Genomic DNA, 16,156 nt, shown 5'->3' on the forward strand with positions numbered 1-16,156 from the left:
CGTGGCGAAACTGTGGGGAGGCCGCTTCTCCGGCGGCCCCGCCGCCGCCCTCGAAGCCCTGAACGCCTCGATCGGCTTCGACTGGCGGCTGGCGCCGTACGACCTGGCGGCCTCAGGGGCGCACGCCCGCGTCCTGCACCGGGCCGGACTGCTCGACGAGGCCGAACTGGATCGGATGCTCGAAGCGCTCGACGGCCTCGGCGCCGACGTCGAATCCGGGGCCTTCACCGGCACCGTCGCCGACGAGGACGTCCACACCGCGCTGGAGCGCGGCCTGGTCGAACGCCTCGGCGAACTCGGCGGGAAGCTTCGCGCCGGGCGCAGCCGCAACGACCAGATCGCCACCGACCTGCGCCTGTACTGCCGCGACCACGCGCGCGGTCTGGCGGCGGACCTCGCCGACCTCGTCTCGGCGCTCGCCGAGCAGGCCGCGACGGTCGCCGACGCACCCGCGCCGGGCATGACGCACCTTCAGCACGCGCAGCCGGTGACCTTGGGACACCAACTGCTCGCCCACGCGCAGGGCTTCCTGCGCGACTTGGAGCGGCTGTCCGATTGGGACAAGCGGGCGGCGCTCTCGCCCCTGGGCTCGGGCGCGCTGTCGGGCTCCTCGCTCCCGCTCGACCCGGTCGCCGTCGCCGAGGAGCTCGGCTTCGACGCGCCGGTGGCGAACTCGCTCGACGGGGTGGCCGACCGCGACTTCGCCGCCGAGCTGCTGTTCGTCTGCTCGATGGTCGGCGTCCACCTCTCGCGCCTGGGGGAGGAGGTCATTCTGTGGTCCAGCCAGGAGTTCGGCTGGGTCACGCTGGACGACGCCTTCTCGACCGGCTCGTCGATCATGCCGCAGAAGAAGAATCCGGACGTCGCCGAGCTCGCGCGAGGCAAGGCCGGGCGGTTGACCGGCAACCTCGTGAGCTTGCTGACGACGCTCAAGGGCCTGCCGTTCTCCTACAACAAGGACCTCCAGGAGGACAAGGAGCCGGTCTTCGACTCCCTGGACAACCTGGCGCTGCTGCTGCCGGCGGTGACCGGCATGATCGAGACCCTGACGTTCAACGTCGAGGTGCCGCGCGCGGCCGCCCCGAAGGGCTTCAGCCTGGCGACCGAGATCGCCGACTGGCTGGTGCGCGGGGGCGTCCCGTTCCGCAGCGCCCACGAGATCGCCGGAGCCTGCGTCGCCCACTGCGAGTCGCGCGGCATCGAATTGCACGAGATCGACGACGCCGACCTGGCCGGAATCTCGGAGCACCTCGATCCGACGGTGAAGGACGTGCTGGACGTCGACGGGGCGCTCGCGGCACGCACGACCCCCGGTTCGACCGGACCGAAGGCCGTGGCCGATCAGCTCGCGTCGGTTCGCGAGCAGCTCGCGACCTGGAGAAGCTGGTCCGGCCGCTGAGACGAGCCGCGGGGCACCGGTGAGCGCCCCGCGGCTCCGCAACGGGTCTCCGCGCCGGGACGAAGGCAACCGGCGCCGGCGCCGCGGCGCCTGAGTGAATCGCCTGGGCGCGCGGTCCGAGCCCCTTACCGGCCGCCGGGGGCGACGAAGACGGTTTCACCGCAGCGGCCGTCCCACGGGGTTCCCGGCTCCCCGCTCTGGCAGATCGCCACGGTCAGATATTCGATCGTGTCCCCGGACGGGGCCGCGAGCGGGAACTCGTAGTCGAATCGCGTGCCGGGGAATCCGGTGCCGTCGTCGAGCCGATCGAACTTGACCACGTGCTCGACGACCGGCTCGTCGCTGACGTAGCCGGTGAACTCGATCTGGCGGGGCCGGGGGACCACGCCCAGGCAGACCGTCCCCGGCGGGGCGCTGGAGATCCAGGCGGTGCCCTCCACGTGCACGCCCGGGCGCTCGGGCACGTGCAGCTCGGGCCAGGCGGCCTGCCCCGCCGAGTCGAAGAAGGTGCAGTAGTCCTCGCCGATGTCAGCGACCGCGAATGGCGCGGGCGCGTACTGGGGGTGCTCGGCAGCGGCCGGTGCGGCGAGACCGAAGGCGAGCAGTCCTCCCGCGACAGCGGCGACGAGCGAGGTGCGAAGGCGATGGAAACGATGCATGGAGGCTCCCGGACGGGTCGTCGGCAGCGCACCCAACCTCGCGCTCCGTGGATTCGCGGACTACATAGCAGTATCTAAATGTAACTATCTCTTGTCAAGCGCCGCCGCCGGTGCGCCGGCGATAGGTGTCCTTGGCGCGGTCCTTCGCACTCGACCCGAGCCGGCGCAGACGCCGGCCCCGCTCAGTCTCCGCGGCAGCAGCCACAGCCCGAGGCCGCCCATGAAGTCGCCCTGCAGCAGCACGATCCAGGCCAGCCCGTACAGGCTCCCGGTGCAAGCGACGGTCACCACCGCACGAACGAGCGCTCGGCCGAAGCCGACGCCGGAACGGCCCCGGGCGGCGATGCGCAGGTCGAGCAGCATGCGGCCGAGCGTGCGGCCCTTCCACAGGTTCGCGCCAGTCTCATAGAGCAGGTGGAGTCCGATGAGGATGAAGATCGAGCCTCGGATCCGGGACACGACCATGTTCCAGACCGACGTCCCGACCTCGTCGGTGGCGGCCTCGACGTCGCCTCCGGAGAACAGCACGTCGACGACCGCGCCGATCGCCTGGGCCGGTACGAGGTTCGAGGCCCGCTCGCCGATGCTCTGGAAGGTGAGCGTCGCGACCAAGGACACGACGAGCGCCCCGATCGCCGCGTCGACCGCGCGTGCGGCGATCTTCCTGCCCGCCTTCGGTCCCGGCTGGACCGGTGCCGTGGGAGCCGCGGCGTCGCCGCCGAACGGACCGGGCCCAGGGGGAGGCTGCGAACCGAGCTGGAAACCGGGGTGGGGCGGGGGGTGTGTCATGGAATCGTCCCGTCAATGCGCGAGAAAAGTGGACAGTGCGCCGGATCGGATTGATGCCCCGAGTGTACTGCCCAGGCGCCGGTGGAGGCCGAACGCGGGCGGCCCGGGCGCAGCGTCGGCGCCGGGGCCGCCCTTGGGCGTGCCGCGGTGTCCGGTCAGCGGCTGCGGACCATCTCGCGGCGTTCGACCGGCGCGTCCGACTCGGGTTCGACGGTCACGTGGGGGAGAACCCGGTCGAGCCACTCCGGCATCCACCAGGCCGCCCGGCCCATGATCTTCATGATCGCCGGGACCAGCAGGCAGCGGATGACGATCGCGTCGATGAAGATGGCGACGGCCAGGCCGATGCCGAACTGCTGGAGCAGCCGCGCCTCGGAGAGCATGAACGCGCCGAACACGGCCATCATGATCGCCGCCGCCGCGGTGATGACGCCGCCGGTGGAGGCCAGCCCCTTGCGGACCGCCTCGATCGCGTTGCCGGTGCGGACCCACTCCTCGCGCATCCGCGAGACAAGGAACACCTCGTAGTCCATCGACAGGCCGAACACGATCGCGAAGATCATCACCGGCACGAAGGCCTCGATGGGGCCGGGACTCGTCCCGAACAGGCCCTCCTGGAAGATCCAGGTGATCACGCCCAGCGAGGCGCCGATGGTCAGCAGGTTCAGCACGGCCGCCTTGATCGGGATGAGGATCGAGCGGAACACCACCGTCAGCAGCAGCATCGACAGCCCGACGACGAACAGCAGGAACAGCGGCGCCTTGTCGACCATGATGTCGGCGAAGTCGATCGCCGCCGCGGTCGAGCCGCCGACGAGCTGCTCGCCCCGAACCTCGTCGAGGACGTCGTCGCGCAGCTGGTGCACCAGATCCACAGTGGCTTCATCGGAAGGCCCCGCCGTGCCGGCGACGGTGGACATCCACAGGCCCTCGCCGATCGGGAACGCCGGTGAGACGTGGTCGACCGTCTCCAGCCCGGACATCGCCTCCGCGGCGGCGTCGGCCTCGGACCGGGAGCCGTCGGTCACGACCAGCAGCGGGCCGTTGAAGCCCGGTCCGAAGCCCTCCGAGAGCATGTCGTAGGCCTCGCGGGTGGTCGAGGACTCGGGATCGGATCCGGCGTCGGCGAAGCCGAGCCGCAGGCCCGTCAGCGGCGCCGAGAGCGCCAGCAGCCCGGCGAACACGACCACGAGCGCCACCCAGGCGCGCTTCTCGATGAAGCGCGACCATGTGTTCCAGCGCGTGCCGGTGGCGCGCTTCGCCTTCGCCGCGTGCCCCCGCACCCGCTTCTCGATGCGCTTGCCGAACAGCGCCAGCAGCGCCGCCAGCAGCGTCACCGACGCGAGCATGGTCACCAGCACCACCAGTGCCACGGCCAGCGCCACCGACTGGAGCGAGCCGAGCCCCAGCGCGAACAGGCCCATGAGGGCGACGATGACGACCGAACCGGCGAACATCACCGAGCGCCCGGCGGTGTCGAGCGCGACCGCGGCCGCGCCCTCGCGGTTCGAACCGGCCAGCAGCTCAGTGCGGTAGCGGGCGAAGATCAGCAGCGCGTAGTCGACGCCGACGCCGAAACCGACCAGGAACATGATCGGCGTCAGGAACGTCGGCAGTGTGACCACATGGGACACCAGCATCGACAGGCAGAAGGTGATGCCGACGGCGAACACCGCGGTGATGAGCGGCAGACTCGCGGCCAGCAGCGAGCCGAACATGAGCACCAGGATTACCAGCGCCGCCAGCATGCCGACGCCCTCGGCGGCCCCGCCGCCTCCCTCGGCGGCCTCCCGGACGGGCTCGCCCCCGACCGCGACGTTCAGGCCGTCGCCGTCGGCCTCCTCGACCGTCTCGGCCAGCGCGGCGGCCTCCTCGGCGGTGCCGTCGAACCCGGCCTCGGCATAGGCGACGGTGCCGTCCCCGGAGACCGCCCCCGGGCCGGCGAACGGATCGGCGACGTCGATGACGCCGGGCATGTCCTCGATCTGGGCGAGCAGCGACTCGATCCGGTCCCGCTCGGTCTCCACGCCCTCCTCGTCGCCGAAGACGACCCGGACCGAGGACTCGTTGACCTCGGGGGCGCGCTCCTCCAGCAGGTCGAACAGCTCCTGCGACTCGGTGCCGGGCATCGAGTTGTCGTCCTCGAACGCCGATCCGATCGACGAGGCGGCGGCGACCGCGCCGGCGAACACCACCGCCCAGGCGACGAGGGCGATGACGGGGCGCCGCTGCGTCCAATGGGCCAGCCGCGCCATGATCGAAGGTCTGCCGGGAGAGGTCAGTCGTGTTTCCATGACAGCCACTATCGGCGCCCGCGCCGCCCCGCCGCATCGGCGCCGCAGAGGCAATCGGCCTACCACCCAGGCGTCAGCGCCGCCTGCCCGCGTACTCCCCGGGTCGCACTACTCGCCGTCGGTCCAGGTCGGGCGCACCAGACCCGACTCGTAGGCCGTGACCACCAACTGCGCGCGGTCGCGCGCCGAGAGCTTCGACATGATCCGGCTGACGTGCGTCTTCGCCGTCGCGGGCGCCAAGAACAGCGCGCCCGCGATCTCGTCGTTGCTCATCCCCGTCGCCACCAGCTTGAGCACCTCGGCCTCGCGCTCGGTGAGCGCGTTCAGGCGCGGGCTCGGCTCGGGCCTGGCGATCCTCCCGGCGAACTCGCCGATGAGCCTCCTCGTCACCTTCGGCGAGATCAGCGCCTCCCCGTCGGCCACGACCCTCACCGCGTGGATCAGCTCGTCGGGGTCGGTGTCCTTCACCAGGAATCCGCTCGCGCCCGCCCGCAGCGCCCGGTACACGTAGTCGTCCTCGTCGAACGTCGTCAGGATGACGACCTTGACCCCTTCGAGCCTCGGGTCGGCGCCGATCCGCTCCGTCGCCTCCAGACCGTCGACACCGGCCATGCGGATGTCCATGAGGACCACGTCGGGGCGGTGCCTGCGGATCAGCTCCAGCGCCTCGCCGCCGTCGTTCGCCTCCGCGACGATCTCGATGTCCTCCTCGTCGCCCAGGATCGAAGCGAACCCGGCCCGCACCAGTCGCTGGTCGTCCACCAGCATCACTCGGATCACGGCTGCACCTCCAACGGCCACGTGGCCTCCACGATGAAACCGCCGTCCTCGCGCGGTTCCGCGTCGAACGTACCGCCGAGCCCCTCGGCGCGCTCACGCATCCCGGTCAGACCGTTCCCGGCGGCCACCTTGCCCGCCTTGACGGGCGCCGTACCGTCGTCGGCGACGCTCACCGCCAGCGTCGTCGTCCCGGTCACGACGTTGATCCACGCCCGCTCCGCGTTCGCGTGCCTGATCACGTTCGTCAGCGCCTCCTGCGCCACCCGGTAGGCCGCCGCGTCCACCGCCGCCGGCAGCTCCGCGTGCCCGTCCTGGCGCAGCGTCACCTCCAGGCCGGTGGCCTCGGCCACTGCCACCAGCGACGGCAACTGGGCGAGGCTCGGCCCCGGACCGGTCGGCGAGTCCTCCCCGGCCTCTCGCAGCACTCCTACCAGCGACCGCAGCTCCCGCAGCGACAGCCGGCTGGTCTCGGCGACGACCTTCAGCGTCTCCTCGGTCGAATACGAGCGATCCTTCTTCAGCTTGCGCATCGCGGCGCTCGTCTGCACGTTGATCAGCGACAGATGGTGCCCCACGGCATCGTGCAGCTCCCGGGCGATCCGCAGCCGCTCCTCGGCGACGCTGCGGCGCCGGGTCTCGTTGACCGCGACCTCGGATTCGGCGCGGTAGGCGCGGTAATTCGCCACCAGCGCCCCGAGCGCGACGATCGACACGAACCAGCCCGACATCAGCATCGTCTCGATCGGCGACACGTGCGCGAAGCCGCTCAGGACCTCTGGGATGAGCAGCACCAGGAACGCCGCCGCGGCGACCGCCGACGCCGCGCGTGTGCGGCCCAGCGCCGCCAGCGTGTACAAGGCCACGACGAACGGCGCCAGCGTCGGCCCGTCGATGGAAGAGGCCGGATAGTAGACCACGACGCACACCAAGGTGGTGATCGCCACCGCGAGCGGGTACCGGCTGCGGACGAACAGCACCGCGCAGGCGACGACGGCCGCCGCCCACGCGAGCGGCTCGGCGAGCGCCTCGCCCTCGGGCGAGAACAGCGCGGCGTCGATCGCGCTCCACACGAAGACCAGTGCGGCCACCGCGGTGCCGACGATGAGGTCGCCCTTGCGGTCGGAGTAGCGGTCGAACACGCCTCCAGCCTATTTGGTGAGGCCGGCGCGCCTGAGTGCCTCCGCCATCGCCCCCTGCGGCTGCTGCTGCGGAGGCTGGCCGCCCCGCTGCCGGCTCGGCTTCCCGCCGCCCTTGCCGCCCTTGCCGCGCTGACCCGCGCCGCCGCCGCGCTCCTTGCCGCCGCCGGCCTCGGGCTCGTCGTCGAGCCGCATCGTCAGCGAGATGCGCTGGCGCGCCACGTCCACCGACAGCACCTTGACCCGCACCACGTCGCCGGGCTTGACGACCTCTCGCGGGTCCTCGACGTAGCGGTTCGCCAGCGCCGAGATGTGCACGAGCCCGTCCTGGTGGACGCCGACGTCGACGAACGCGCCGAAGGCGGCCACATTGGTGACCGCGCCTTCGAGGATCATGCCGGGTTCGAGGTCGCCGACCTTCTCGACGCCCTCCTTGAACGTGGCCGCCTTGAACTCGGGGCGCGGGTCGCGGCCCGGCTTCTCGAGCTCGGCGAGGATGTCGGAGATCGTCGGGACGCCGAAGCGCTCGTCGGCGAAGTCGCCCGGCTTGAGCTTGCGCAGGGTGCCGGCGTTGCCGAGGAGCCCGGTGATGTCCTGGCCGGTGCCGGCGAGGATCCGCTCGACGAGCGGGTAGGCCTCGGGGTGGACGGCGGAGGCGTCGAGCGGATTCGATCCGCCCGGGATCCGGAGGAACCCGGCGGCCTGCTCGAAGGCCTTCGGCCCCAGACGAGCCACGTTCAGCAGGTCCTTGCGGTCGTTGAAGCGGCCGTGCTCGTCCCTCCAGGCGACGATGTTGGCCGCGACGCCCTCGCTGAGGCCGGAGACCTGGCTCAGCAGCGGGACGCTGGCGGTGTTGAGGTCGACGCCGACGGCGTTCACGGCGTCCTCGACCACCGCCTCAAGGGATTTGGTGAGTTTGGATTCGGTGAGGTCGTGCTGGTACTGGCCGACGCCGATGTGCTTGGGATCGATCTTCACCAGCTCGGCGAGCGGGTCCTGGAGGCGCCGGGCGATGGAGACGGCGCCGCGCAGCGACACGTCGAGCTCGGGCAGTTCCTTGGTGGCGTAGGCCGAGGCGGAGTACACCGAGGCGCCGGCCTCGGAGACCACGAGCTTCGCCAGCTCGGCCTTGCCGGCCAGGGCCGCGACGAGCTCGCCGGCGAGCCGGTCGGTCTCACGGGAGGCGGTGCCGTTGCCGATGGCGATGAGCTCGACGCCGTGCTTGCGCACCAGCGCCGCGAGCGTCGCCAGTGATGTGTCCCACTGGTTCTGCGGTTGGTGCGGGTAGACCGCGGCGGTGTCCAGGACCTTCCCGGTGGGGTCGACGACGGCGACTTTGACGCCGGTGCGGTAGGCGGGGTCCAGGCCCATGACGGTCTTCGGGCCGGCCGGCGCGGCCAGGAGCAGATCCTTGAGGTTCGCGGCGAAGACCTTGACGGCCTCGTCCTCGGCGTTCTGCCACAGCCGCATCCGCAGGTCGACGCCGAGCTTGATGAGGATGCGCGTGCGCCACGCCCAGCCGACGGCCTTGGCCAGCCACGCGTCCGCCGCGCGTCCGGCGTCCTTGATGCCGAACTTCGCGGCGATCATCCCCTGGAAGTCGTCCGAAGCGGACTCGTCCTCGCCCGGTTCCAGTGTGAGAGAAAGCACTTCCTCCTTCTCGCCGCGCAGCAGCGCCAGGACACGGTGCGAGGGAAGGGTGGTGAACGTCTCGGAGAAGTCGAAGTAGTCGGAGAACTTGGCGCCCTGCTCCTCGGCGCCGTCGCGGACCCTGGAGACGATGCGTCCGCGCTGCCACATGCGTTCGCGCAGCTCACCGATGAGGTCGGCGTCCTCGGAGAACCGCTCGGTGAGGATCGCCCGCGCCCCTGCCAGCGCCGCGGCGGCGTCGTTGATCTCGGCCTCCGGGTTGAGGAAGCCCGCCGCGGCGGTCTCGGGGTCCTGCGTCGGATCGCTCATGAGCGCGTCGGCGAGCGGCTCCAGGCCTGCCTCGCGTGCGATCTGGGCCTTCGTCCGGCGCTTTTGTTTGTACGGGGCGTAGAGGTCTTCGAGGCGCGACTTGGTGTCGGCCGCGTCGATCTGCGCGGCCAGCTGATCGGTCAGCTTGCCCTGTTCGCGGACCGCCTCCAGGATCGCGGCGCGCCTGGCGTCGAGTTCGCGCAGGTAGCCGAGGCGCTCCTCGAGCGTGCGCAACTGCTCGTCGCTGAGGCCGCCCGTGGCCTCCTTGCGGTAGCGGGCGACGAAGGGGACGGTGGAGCCGTCGTCGAGGAGGGCGACGGCCGCGCGGACTTGATGGGCGCCGACCGAGAGTTCTTCGGCGATGCGTTGATCGATAGCTTGAGCCACGCGAGGCATTCTGCCAGAGTGCTGCGACAACGGCGCCCGAAGCCGTGGGACCGGACCCCCGAGTGGACGCTCTCGCGGGCATTGGGTAAAGTTCTATCCCGTCGCCGGGGGGCAGCGAAAACCTCCTGATGACATGCGGACGTAGCGCAGTTGGTAGCGCGACACCTTGCCAAGGTGTAGGTCGCCGGTTCGATCCCGGTCGTCCGCTCGGAGCTCGAAAGAGCACCACATCCCGGACGATTAGCTCAGCGGGAGAGCACTCCCCTGACACGGGAGAGGTCACTGGTTCAATCCCAGTATCGTCCACAGCTGTGAAGGGGCCCGGGTCGCTAAGGCCCGGGCTCTCTTCACATCGGGGTGGGTTGGCCGAGTGGTTAGGCAGCGGCCTGCAAAGCCGTCCACACGGGTTCGACTCCCGTACCCACCTCCAAGTGTCGTCATCGGCGTGTCGCCGATTTCTCATACAGCGTTCGCAAAGCGACGAGGGGCGGTCCCCGGTTCAATTCCGGGACCGCCCCTCGCGCTCTGGTATTCGATTACTCGGTTTCGGTCGCGGCCTCGCCCTCGATCGCGGGCTTGGCGCTCGTGATCGGGATGCGCCGGGCCTCGGGGGCCGGCTTGACGGCGCCCGCGATGCGGACGGTCAGCAGGCCGTCGGCCAGGTCGGCGCTCACCTGCGAGGGCTCCGTGCCCTCGGGGACGGTGAACTCGCGGCGGAATCTGCCGGGGGTCAGGCCGCGGACGATGTAGCGGTCGCCCTCGGCCGTCTCGCGTTCGCGGCGCTCGGCGGTGATCGAAAGGCGGCGGCCCTCCAGCGACACCGAGACGTCTTCGGGGTCGATGCCCGGCACCGCGGCGGTGATGACGGCGTCATCACCCTCGGTGTAGACGTCGGCGCGAAGCGAGTACTGCACGGCCCGCTGACCGAACCCGCGTCGGACCAGGCGCTCGAACTCCCTGTCGAACTGCCGGAACGCCGCGAGAGGGTGCTGGTAGCGAACGATCATGGTGGTGGTCTCCCTTCATTGCGATTAGCACTCGAACCTTGAGAGTGCTAACGACAGCTAAGACGAATCGGGCCCGCCGAATATTTCCGCCGTGGCGTGCATCACTCATTGCGACGGTCCGGCCGCTCGAGATCGCGGTTGCGAAAGCGCTCCCCAGGCGGGAAGAATGTCGCCATGCAAATCGCCATCCGCCCCAGGCTCTGCCGCGCCGACGTCGAGGCGCTCGTCCGCGAGCGCCTCAGTGGCGACGTCGCAGTGGTCGGCCACGAGGAGTTCACCGACGGCTTCTTCAACGCCGCGCACGCCGTCGCCCTCGCCGACGGGCGCCACCTGGTCGTCAAGGTCGCTCCCGACGTGGACCTCAAGCTGATGCGCTACGAGGTCGACCTGATGGCGCATGAGATCGAGTTCTTCGAGCGGGCCGCCCCGGCGGGGGTGCCGCTGCCGAAGCTCTGGCATGCCGACGCGACCGCGGGTCTGATGATCATGGACCGGCTCCAAGGCGTCAATCTCCAGCACGGCAAGGCCGACATCCCCGAGGGCGAACTGCCGGCCCTGCGGCGGCAGATCGGCGAGCTCAGCGCCCGGATCGGCGCCGTCGAGGGGGAGTTGTTCGGCTATCCCAGGAAGGACGGCCGCACGCGGTCCTCCAGTTGGGCCGAGTCCTTCACGGCCATCATCGACGATGTGCTCGCGGACGCGGCGGAGTTCGGCACGGAGCTGCCCAGGCCCGCCGCGCAGATCGCGTCGTTGATCGCCGCCCACCGCCCCTTGCTCGACACGGTCCGACACCCCAGACTGGTCCACTATGACCTGTGGGACGGCAACATCTTCGTGCGGCGGGGCGGCTCCGGCTGGGAGGTCGAGGCATTCATCGACGGTGAGCGGGCCTTCTACGGCGATCCGGTGGCCGAGCTGGCCTCGCTCACCGCGTTCATTCCGCGATCGGAGGCCGACAGCGTGGTCGACGCGTTCCTCGGCCGGGCGCCGGTCGAAGACGAGATCCGGCGGCTGCGCCTGTACCGCCTCTACATCTGGCTGATGCTCATCGTCGAATGCGAGGTCCGCGGCTACGGCCCCGAGCAGACCGCGAACCAGCAGCGGTGGGCCTCGGAACAGCTCGTCAAGGACCTGGCCGCGCTGGAGTCCTAGCGCTCCTCCGCGTGCTCGTGCTCGTCGGGGTCGGTCCGCTCGGCCGGTCGCTCCGCGGTGGCCCTGGCCAGCCCGTAGGGCGGCATATTGATGTAGGACGTCTCGTAATCTCCCGCCGAGACCTTGTACAGCTCGTGCCACAGCCCGACGTCGCCGTTGTCCTTGATCGCGCTGTTGAACCACTTCCAGAAGCCGCGATGCGCGTGCTGCCGGGAATGCGCGAAGCGTTCGAGGTGGTCGGCGCTGCGCCAGTATTGGACCACCATGACGACCCTGCCTCCGAACATGGTCCGCGAGTCGAGGAGCCCGAGCCCGGGCTCCGCCTCGAGCTCGCGGAGCATCCGCGGCATCGAGGTGAAGACCGGCCACCACTTGTGGACCTTCCAGATCTTGTTGACGCGCATGCCGACGGTGAAGACGACGAGGTCCTCGTCGTAGTCGACGACGACGCGGCCGGGGTGGACTCTGGGCACGTGCGGCCCTCCCTGGGGGAGTAGGGGACACCTCTGCTCAAGGCTAACCGCACGTGCCGACGGTGTCACCCACGGCTCAGTGCGGCCAACGCCATTCGGCGACCTCGGGGATGTCCGCGCCGTGGACCCGCGTGTACTCGCGGGCGGCGTGGCGGGCGTCGACCATCCGCTGACGCACCCCCGCCGCGTTCTGCCCCAGGCCCGGCACGCGGTCGATGACGTCGATGACCAGCCGGTACCGGTCGAGGTCGTTGAGCATCACCATGTCGAACGGCGTGGTCGTGGTGCCCTCCTCCTTGTACCCGCGCACGTGGATGTTGTGGTGGTTGGTGCGCCGGTAGGTGAGCCGGTGGATGAGCATCGGATAGCCGTGGTACGCGAACATGACCGGCTTGTCGGTGGTGAAGACCGTGTCGAACTGCCGGTCGGGCAGGCCGTGCGGGTGTTCGGTGTCGGGCTGGAGCCGCATGAGGTCGACGACGTTGACGACGCGGACGCGCAGATCCGGCAGATGCGTGCGCAGCAGGTCGGCGGCGGCCACGACCTCCAGGGTGGGGACGTCGCCGGCGCAGGCGAGGACGACGTCGGGCGCGGTGCCGTCGTCGCTCGAGGCCCACTCCCAGATGCCCAGGCCCCGCTCGCAGTGGCGGACGGCCTCCTCCATGCTGGTGTACTGCAGCGCGGGCTGCTTGCCGGCGACGACGACGTTGACGTACTGGCGCGAGCGCAGGCAGTGGTCCATCGTGGACAAGAGGGTGTTGGCGTCCGGCGGGAGGTAGACGCGCACGACGTCCGCCTTCTTGTTCATGACGAGGTCGATGAAGCCCGGATCCTGATGCGAAAATCCATTGTGGTCCTGGCGCCAGACGTGGCTGGACAGCAGGTAGTTGAGCGAGGCGATCGGCCGGCGCCAGGGGATCTCGTTGCTCGATTCGAGCCACTTCGCGTGCTGGTTGAACATCGAGTCGATGATGTGGATGAACGCCTCGTAGGAAGTGAACAGGCCGTGGCGGCCGGTCAGGAGGTAGCCCTCCAGCCAGCCCTCGCACAAGTGCTCCGAGAGCACCTCCATGACGCGCCCGTGCGGCGCCTGGCCGACATCGGTCGGATACAGCTCGGCCTCGTACTGCCGATCGGTGGTCTCGAAGGCCGCGCCGAGCCGGTTGGACTCCACCTCATCGGGCCCGAACAGGCGGAACCGGTCGGGGTTGGCGGCGATGACGTCGCGCAGCCACGCGCCGAGCGCACGGGTGGCCTCGCCGATCGTGTGGCCGTGGCCCTCGACCTCGACGCCATAGGAGCGGTAGTCCGGCAGGACCAGGTCGCGCAGGACGAGCCCGCCGTTGGCGTGGGGGTTCGCGCTCATGCGGGCCGTGCCCCGCGGGGCGAAGTCGAGCAGCTCCGCCACCGGCGCGCCGGTGGCGTCGAACAGCTCCTCGGGACGGTAGGAGCGCATCCACTCCTCCAATGCCGCAAGGTGCTCGGAATTGTCGCGGACGGCCGCGAGCGGTACCTGGTGGGAGCGCCACGTGCCCTCGACGGGGACGCCGTCGACCTCATGCGGCCCAGTCCACCCCTTCGGCGTGCGCAGGACGATCATCGGCCAGCGCGGACGCGGCGGGCTCGCCGGGTGGCGTCTCGCCTCGGACCTGATCTCGGCGATCCGGTCGAAGCACGTGTCCAGCGTCGCCGCGAGCTGCTGGTGCACCGCCGCCGGGTCGTCGCCCTCAACGGTGAACGGCTCGTAGCCGCAGCCGCGGAAGAACGAGTTCCGGTCCTCCTCGGAGATGCGGGCGAACATGGTCGGGTTGGCGATCTTGTAGCCGTTGAGGTGCAGGATCGGCAGGACGGTGCCGTCCGAGACCGGGTTGAGGAAGATGTTCGACATCCAGGACCCCGCCAGTGCGGCGGTCTCGGCCTCGCCGTCGCCGATGACGCAGGCGACGGTCAGGTCCGGGTTGTCGAACGCCGCGCCGTAGGCGTGGGAGAGGGCGTAGCCCAGCTCGCCGCCCTCATGGATGGAGCCGGGGACCTCGGGGGCCACGTGTGAGGGGATGCCGCCGGGGAAGGAGAACTGCCGGAACAGCTGTTTCATGCCCTGCTCGGAGTGGTCGACCGAGGGGTACCGCTCGGGGTAGGTGCCCTCCAGCCAGGTGTTGGCCACCAGGGCGGGACCGCCGTGGCCGGGACCGGCCACGTAGATCATGTTGAGGTCGCGGATCTTGATGCACCGGTTGAGGTGCGCGTACAGCAGGCTCAAGCCCGGGCTCGTTCCCCAGTGGCCGAGCAGGCGAGGCTTGATGTGCTCGGGCCGGAGCGGCTCGCGCAGCAGCGGGTTGTCGAGAAGGTAGATCTGGCCGACGGTCAGATAGTTCGCCGCGCGCCAGTAGGCATCGAGGCGCTCGAGTTCGTCCGCCGGCAAGGGAGTCTGGAGGTTGCTCTCGGAAGTGCTCATGAGTCCGAGACTGCCGTATCGGGCACTGGTTGTGGACTGTTCGAGCGAATTGTTCTCGGCTGTTCGCCGCACGCGGGCCCTGACCGGAGAGGACGCGACGAAGCGGCCAGGGCCGTTGGGCCGCTACGAGGTCCCGTGACCGCCGGCCGCGGCCGGTCATTCGACCTCCTTGAGCATCCGCTCGATGGTGGACACCCGGCCCTTGATCTCCGCCAGCGAGGCCTTGATCTCGGCGGCGTCGAGGCTCGTCTTCTCGGCGAGCTCGCGGTAGTTGGCCTCGCGGGCGGCCGATGCCTTCGCCTTCGCGGACGAGGCCGCGTAGACGATCACGGCGATGACGATGGCTGTGACCAGGAGGCCGAAGCCGAATACGAAGAGCATCCCGGCGTTCGCGGTGGACATCAGTCGGTTTCCTTTCGGTCAGCCGACTCGGGCAGAGTCGGCACGGTCGCTTTGATGGCTTGCGGGGTGATCTGGAACGAGAAGGGAGTGGGTTCGAAGTACTTGACCGCCTTGCCCTCCTCGGACAGCTCCAGCTCGCCGGTGACCAGGCCCGCGGCCTCGAGTTTCTGGAGGTGCATATGGAGCAGCGGGCGGCTCATGCCGAGCTGGCGGGCCAGCAGGCTCACGTACTGCCTGCCGTCGGCGAGCGCACCGAGGATGCGCAAGCGGTGCGGATTGGCCAGCGCGGCGAAGGCCGCGACCAGCTCCGCGCCGGTCAGTTCCTCAGAGCTCATGTCAACCATCCCTAGTATATGTCAGTACATTCTGACATGTGTAAGAAGTGTACGCAAGTCAAGGCTAATTCGCTTGCCCGTGAGCCGCGCCACCAGCAGAATCGACCCATGCTCACCGACCACCTCCCGATCTACAGGCTGCGGCTGCGCACCGAGCGGCTGGAGCTGCGCCTGCCCGACCTCGAGGAGCTCGGCGCGCTGGCCGACGTCGCCGCCGAGGGCGTCCACCAGCCGGACTTCATGCCCTTCGTGTTCCCCTGGACCGACACCACCCCCGAGCAGCGCGCCCGCAGCGTAGTGCTGTGGTATCTCCGCACGGTCGGCGCCTACGAGGCCGACAGATGGAAGCTGCCCTTCACGGTCTTCCACGAGGACGAGCCGGTCGGGCTCCAAGAGATCTGGGGCGATCGATTCTCGATCACGCGCGAGGTCACGACCGGCTCCTGGCTCGGTCTTAAACACCAGGGCAAAGGAATCGGCACCGAGATGCGTGCCGCCGTCCTCCACTTCGGCTTCGCCGGCATAGGCGCCGAATGGGCGACCAGCGCCTCCTTCGACGGCAACGAGCCGTCGGCCGGCGTGTCTCGCAAGCTCGGCTACAAGGCCGACGGCATCGAGTTCTGTGTTGTGCAGGACCAGCGACGCCTCGAGCGGCGCTGGCGGCTCAGCCGCGAGGACTGGGAAGCCGGCCGCCGCCGCGAAGTCGCGATCGAGGGCCTCGACGAGGACGTCCTGAAGATGCTCGGTCTCACAGACGAGGCGCCGAAGGCCCCCTGAACAAGCGGGAAACGATGCGCTAAAGTATTGAGCGTTCGCGGGATCAACCTGCGGAATGCGGACGTAGCGCAGTTGGTAGCGCGACACCTTGCCAAGGTGTAGGTCGCCGGTTCGATCCCGGTCGTCCGCTCCAGTGCCCGGCCTGCGAGCCG

General features: G+C 69.8%; 14 protein-coding genes and 4 tRNA genes. 7 read left to right on the forward strand and 11 right to left on the reverse strand.

Features of this window, described 5'->3' with window-relative positions:
• Nucleotide 1 precedes the first annotated feature (1 nt).
• Nucleotides 2–1,399, forward strand: a complete 1,398-nt coding sequence (argH, locus tag ACYVK3_RS17650; protein ID WP_460498646.1) for an argininosuccinate lyase — start codon at nt 2–4, stop codon at nt 1,397–1,399.
• 125 nt (nt 1,400–1,524) lie between these two features.
• On the opposite strand, the gene ACYVK3_RS17655 is transcribed toward argH, so the two are convergent.
• The 6 genes from ACYVK3_RS17655 to ACYVK3_RS17680 all read right to left on the reverse strand — a co-directional run bounded on the left by ACYVK3_RS17655 (nt 1,525) and on the right by ACYVK3_RS17680 (nt 9,412).
• Nucleotides 1,525–2,058, reverse strand: a complete 534-nt coding sequence (locus ACYVK3_RS17655) for a hypothetical protein (RefSeq protein WP_460498647.1) — start codon at nt 2,056–2,058, stop codon at nt 1,525–1,527.
• An 84-nt stretch (nt 2,059–2,142) separates the two neighbouring features.
• Nucleotides 2,143–2,847 (reverse strand): RDD family protein, encoded by a 705-nt coding sequence (locus ACYVK3_RS17660; protein ID WP_460498648.1) that lies wholly within the window; start codon nt 2,845–2,847, stop codon nt 2,143–2,145.
• Between the two features lie 155 nt (nt 2,848–3,002).
• A complete protein-coding gene (locus ACYVK3_RS17665) occupies nt 3,003–5,141 on the reverse strand; it encodes an MMPL family transporter (RefSeq protein WP_460498649.1) in 2,139 nt (712 codons plus the stop codon).
• A 108-nt stretch (nt 5,142–5,249) separates the two neighbouring features.
• The gene (locus ACYVK3_RS17670) at nt 5,250–5,921 is read right to left on the reverse strand and encodes a response regulator transcription factor (RefSeq protein WP_460498650.1); all 672 of its coding nucleotides are present in this window, start codon (nt 5,919–5,921) and stop codon (nt 5,250–5,252) included.
• Nucleotides 5,918–7,060: a sensor histidine kinase gene (locus ACYVK3_RS17675; protein WP_460498651.1), complete on the reverse strand. Its 1,143-nt coding sequence runs from the start codon at nt 7,058–7,060 to the stop codon at nt 5,918–5,920. Before ACYVK3_RS17675 ends, ACYVK3_RS17670 begins: the two co-directional genes overlap by 4 nt.
• 9 nt (nt 7,061–7,069) lie before the next feature.
• Entirely contained in the window at nt 7,070–9,412 is a 2,343-nt protein-coding gene (locus ACYVK3_RS17680) for a Tex family protein (RefSeq protein WP_460498652.1), read from the reverse strand.
• Nucleotides 9,413–9,538: 126 nt separating this feature from the next.
• Here ACYVK3_RS17680 and ACYVK3_RS17685 point away from each other — a divergent pair.
• From ACYVK3_RS17685 to ACYVK3_RS17695, 3 genes are all read left to right on the forward strand, one after another.
• Nucleotides 9,539–9,611 (forward strand) — tRNA-Gly (locus ACYVK3_RS17685).
• Nucleotides 9,612–9,637: 26 nt separating this feature from the next.
• Nucleotides 9,638–9,709 (forward strand) — tRNA-Val (locus tag ACYVK3_RS17690).
• A 50-nt stretch (nt 9,710–9,759) separates the two neighbouring features.
• Nucleotides 9,760–9,833: transfer RNA gene (locus ACYVK3_RS17695), tRNA-Cys, on the forward strand.
• A 106-nt stretch (nt 9,834–9,939) separates the two neighbouring features.
• Here ACYVK3_RS17695 and ACYVK3_RS17700 read toward each other — a convergent pair.
• Nucleotides 9,940–10,410 (reverse strand): Hsp20/alpha crystallin family protein, encoded by a 471-nt coding sequence (locus tag ACYVK3_RS17700; RefSeq protein ID WP_460498653.1) that lies wholly within the window; start codon nt 10,408–10,410, stop codon nt 9,940–9,942.
• A 174-nt stretch (nt 10,411–10,584) separates the two neighbouring features.
• Between ACYVK3_RS17700 and ACYVK3_RS17705 the strand changes: the two genes are divergently transcribed.
• Entirely contained in the window at nt 10,585–11,562 is a 978-nt protein-coding gene (locus tag ACYVK3_RS17705) for a phosphotransferase family protein (RefSeq protein ID WP_460498654.1), read from the forward strand.
• Here the strand turns inward: ACYVK3_RS17705 and ACYVK3_RS17710 are convergent.
• The 4 genes from ACYVK3_RS17710 to ACYVK3_RS17725 all read right to left on the reverse strand — a co-directional run bounded on the left by ACYVK3_RS17710 (nt 11,559) and on the right by ACYVK3_RS17725 (nt 15,227).
• Nucleotides 11,559–12,035 carry a DUF4188 domain-containing protein gene (locus tag ACYVK3_RS17710; RefSeq protein WP_460498655.1) on the reverse strand — a complete coding sequence of 159 codons (477 nt, stop codon included), beginning with the start codon at nt 12,033–12,035 and terminating at the stop codon, nt 11,559–11,561. The genes ACYVK3_RS17705 and ACYVK3_RS17710 overlap by 4 nt on opposite strands.
• Before the next feature lie 76 nt (nt 12,036–12,111).
• A complete protein-coding gene (locus ACYVK3_RS17715) occupies nt 12,112–14,490 on the reverse strand; it encodes a phosphoketolase family protein (protein WP_460498656.1) in 2,379 nt (792 codons plus the stop codon).
• A gap of 156 nt (nt 14,491–14,646) precedes the next feature.
• Entirely contained in the window at nt 14,647–14,892 is a 246-nt protein-coding gene (locus ACYVK3_RS17720; protein ID WP_460498657.1) for a hypothetical protein, read from the reverse strand.
• Nucleotides 14,892–15,227 carry an ArsR/SmtB family transcription factor gene (locus ACYVK3_RS17725; protein WP_460498658.1) on the reverse strand — a complete coding sequence of 112 codons (336 nt, stop codon included), beginning with the start codon at nt 15,225–15,227 and terminating at the stop codon, nt 14,892–14,894. Before ACYVK3_RS17725 ends, ACYVK3_RS17720 begins: the two co-directional genes overlap by 1 nt.
• 108 nt (nt 15,228–15,335) lie before the next feature.
• Between ACYVK3_RS17725 and ACYVK3_RS17730 the strand changes: the two genes are divergently transcribed.
• Nucleotides 15,336–16,004, forward strand: a complete 669-nt coding sequence (locus tag ACYVK3_RS17730) for a GNAT family N-acetyltransferase (protein WP_460498659.1) — start codon at nt 15,336–15,338, stop codon at nt 16,002–16,004.
• 57 nt (nt 16,005–16,061) lie between these two features.
• Nucleotides 16,062–16,137: transfer RNA gene (locus tag ACYVK3_RS17735), tRNA-Gly, on the forward strand.
• The last annotated feature ends 19 nt before the right edge of the window (nt 16,138–16,156 follow it).

The sequence above is a fragment of the Glycomyces tarimensis genome (assembly GCF_054776215.1).

What these genes read in the sequence shown, in the direction of transcription:
- ACYVK3_RS17700 (WP_460498653.1), bottom strand. Translation starts at nt 10,410, where the DNA reads ATGATCGTTCGCTACCAGCACCCTCTCGCGGCGTTCCGGCAGTTCGAC.
- ACYVK3_RS17660 (WP_460498648.1), bottom strand. Translation starts at nt 2,847, where the DNA reads ATGACACACCCCCCGCCCCACCCCGGTTTCCAGCTCGGTTCGCAGCCT.
- ACYVK3_RS17680 (WP_460498652.1), bottom strand. Translation starts at nt 9,412, where the DNA reads ATGCCTCGCGTGGCTCAAGCTATCGATCAACGCATCGCCGAAGAACTC.
- ACYVK3_RS17715 (WP_460498656.1), bottom strand. Translation starts at nt 14,490, where the DNA reads ATGAGCACTTCCGAGAGCAACCTCCAGACTCCCTTGCCGGCGGACGAA.
- ACYVK3_RS17720 (WP_460498657.1), bottom strand. Translation starts at nt 14,892, where the DNA reads ATGTCCACCGCGAACGCCGGGATGCTCTTCGTATTCGGCTTCGGCCTC.
- ACYVK3_RS17705 (WP_460498654.1), top strand. Translation starts at nt 10,585, where the DNA reads ATGCAAATCGCCATCCGCCCCAGGCTCTGCCGCGCCGACGTCGAGGCG.
- ACYVK3_RS17665 (WP_460498649.1), bottom strand. Translation starts at nt 5,141, where the DNA reads ATGGAAACACGACTGACCTCTCCCGGCAGACCTTCGATCATGGCGCGG.
- ACYVK3_RS17655 (WP_460498647.1), bottom strand. Translation starts at nt 2,058, where the DNA reads ATGCATCGTTTCCATCGCCTTCGCACCTCGCTCGTCGCCGCTGTCGCG.
- ACYVK3_RS17725 (WP_460498658.1), bottom strand. Translation starts at nt 15,227, where the DNA reads ATGAGCTCTGAGGAACTGACCGGCGCGGAGCTGGTCGCGGCCTTCGCC.
- ACYVK3_RS17730 (WP_460498659.1), top strand. Translation starts at nt 15,336, where the DNA reads ATGCTCACCGACCACCTCCCGATCTACAGGCTGCGGCTGCGCACCGAG.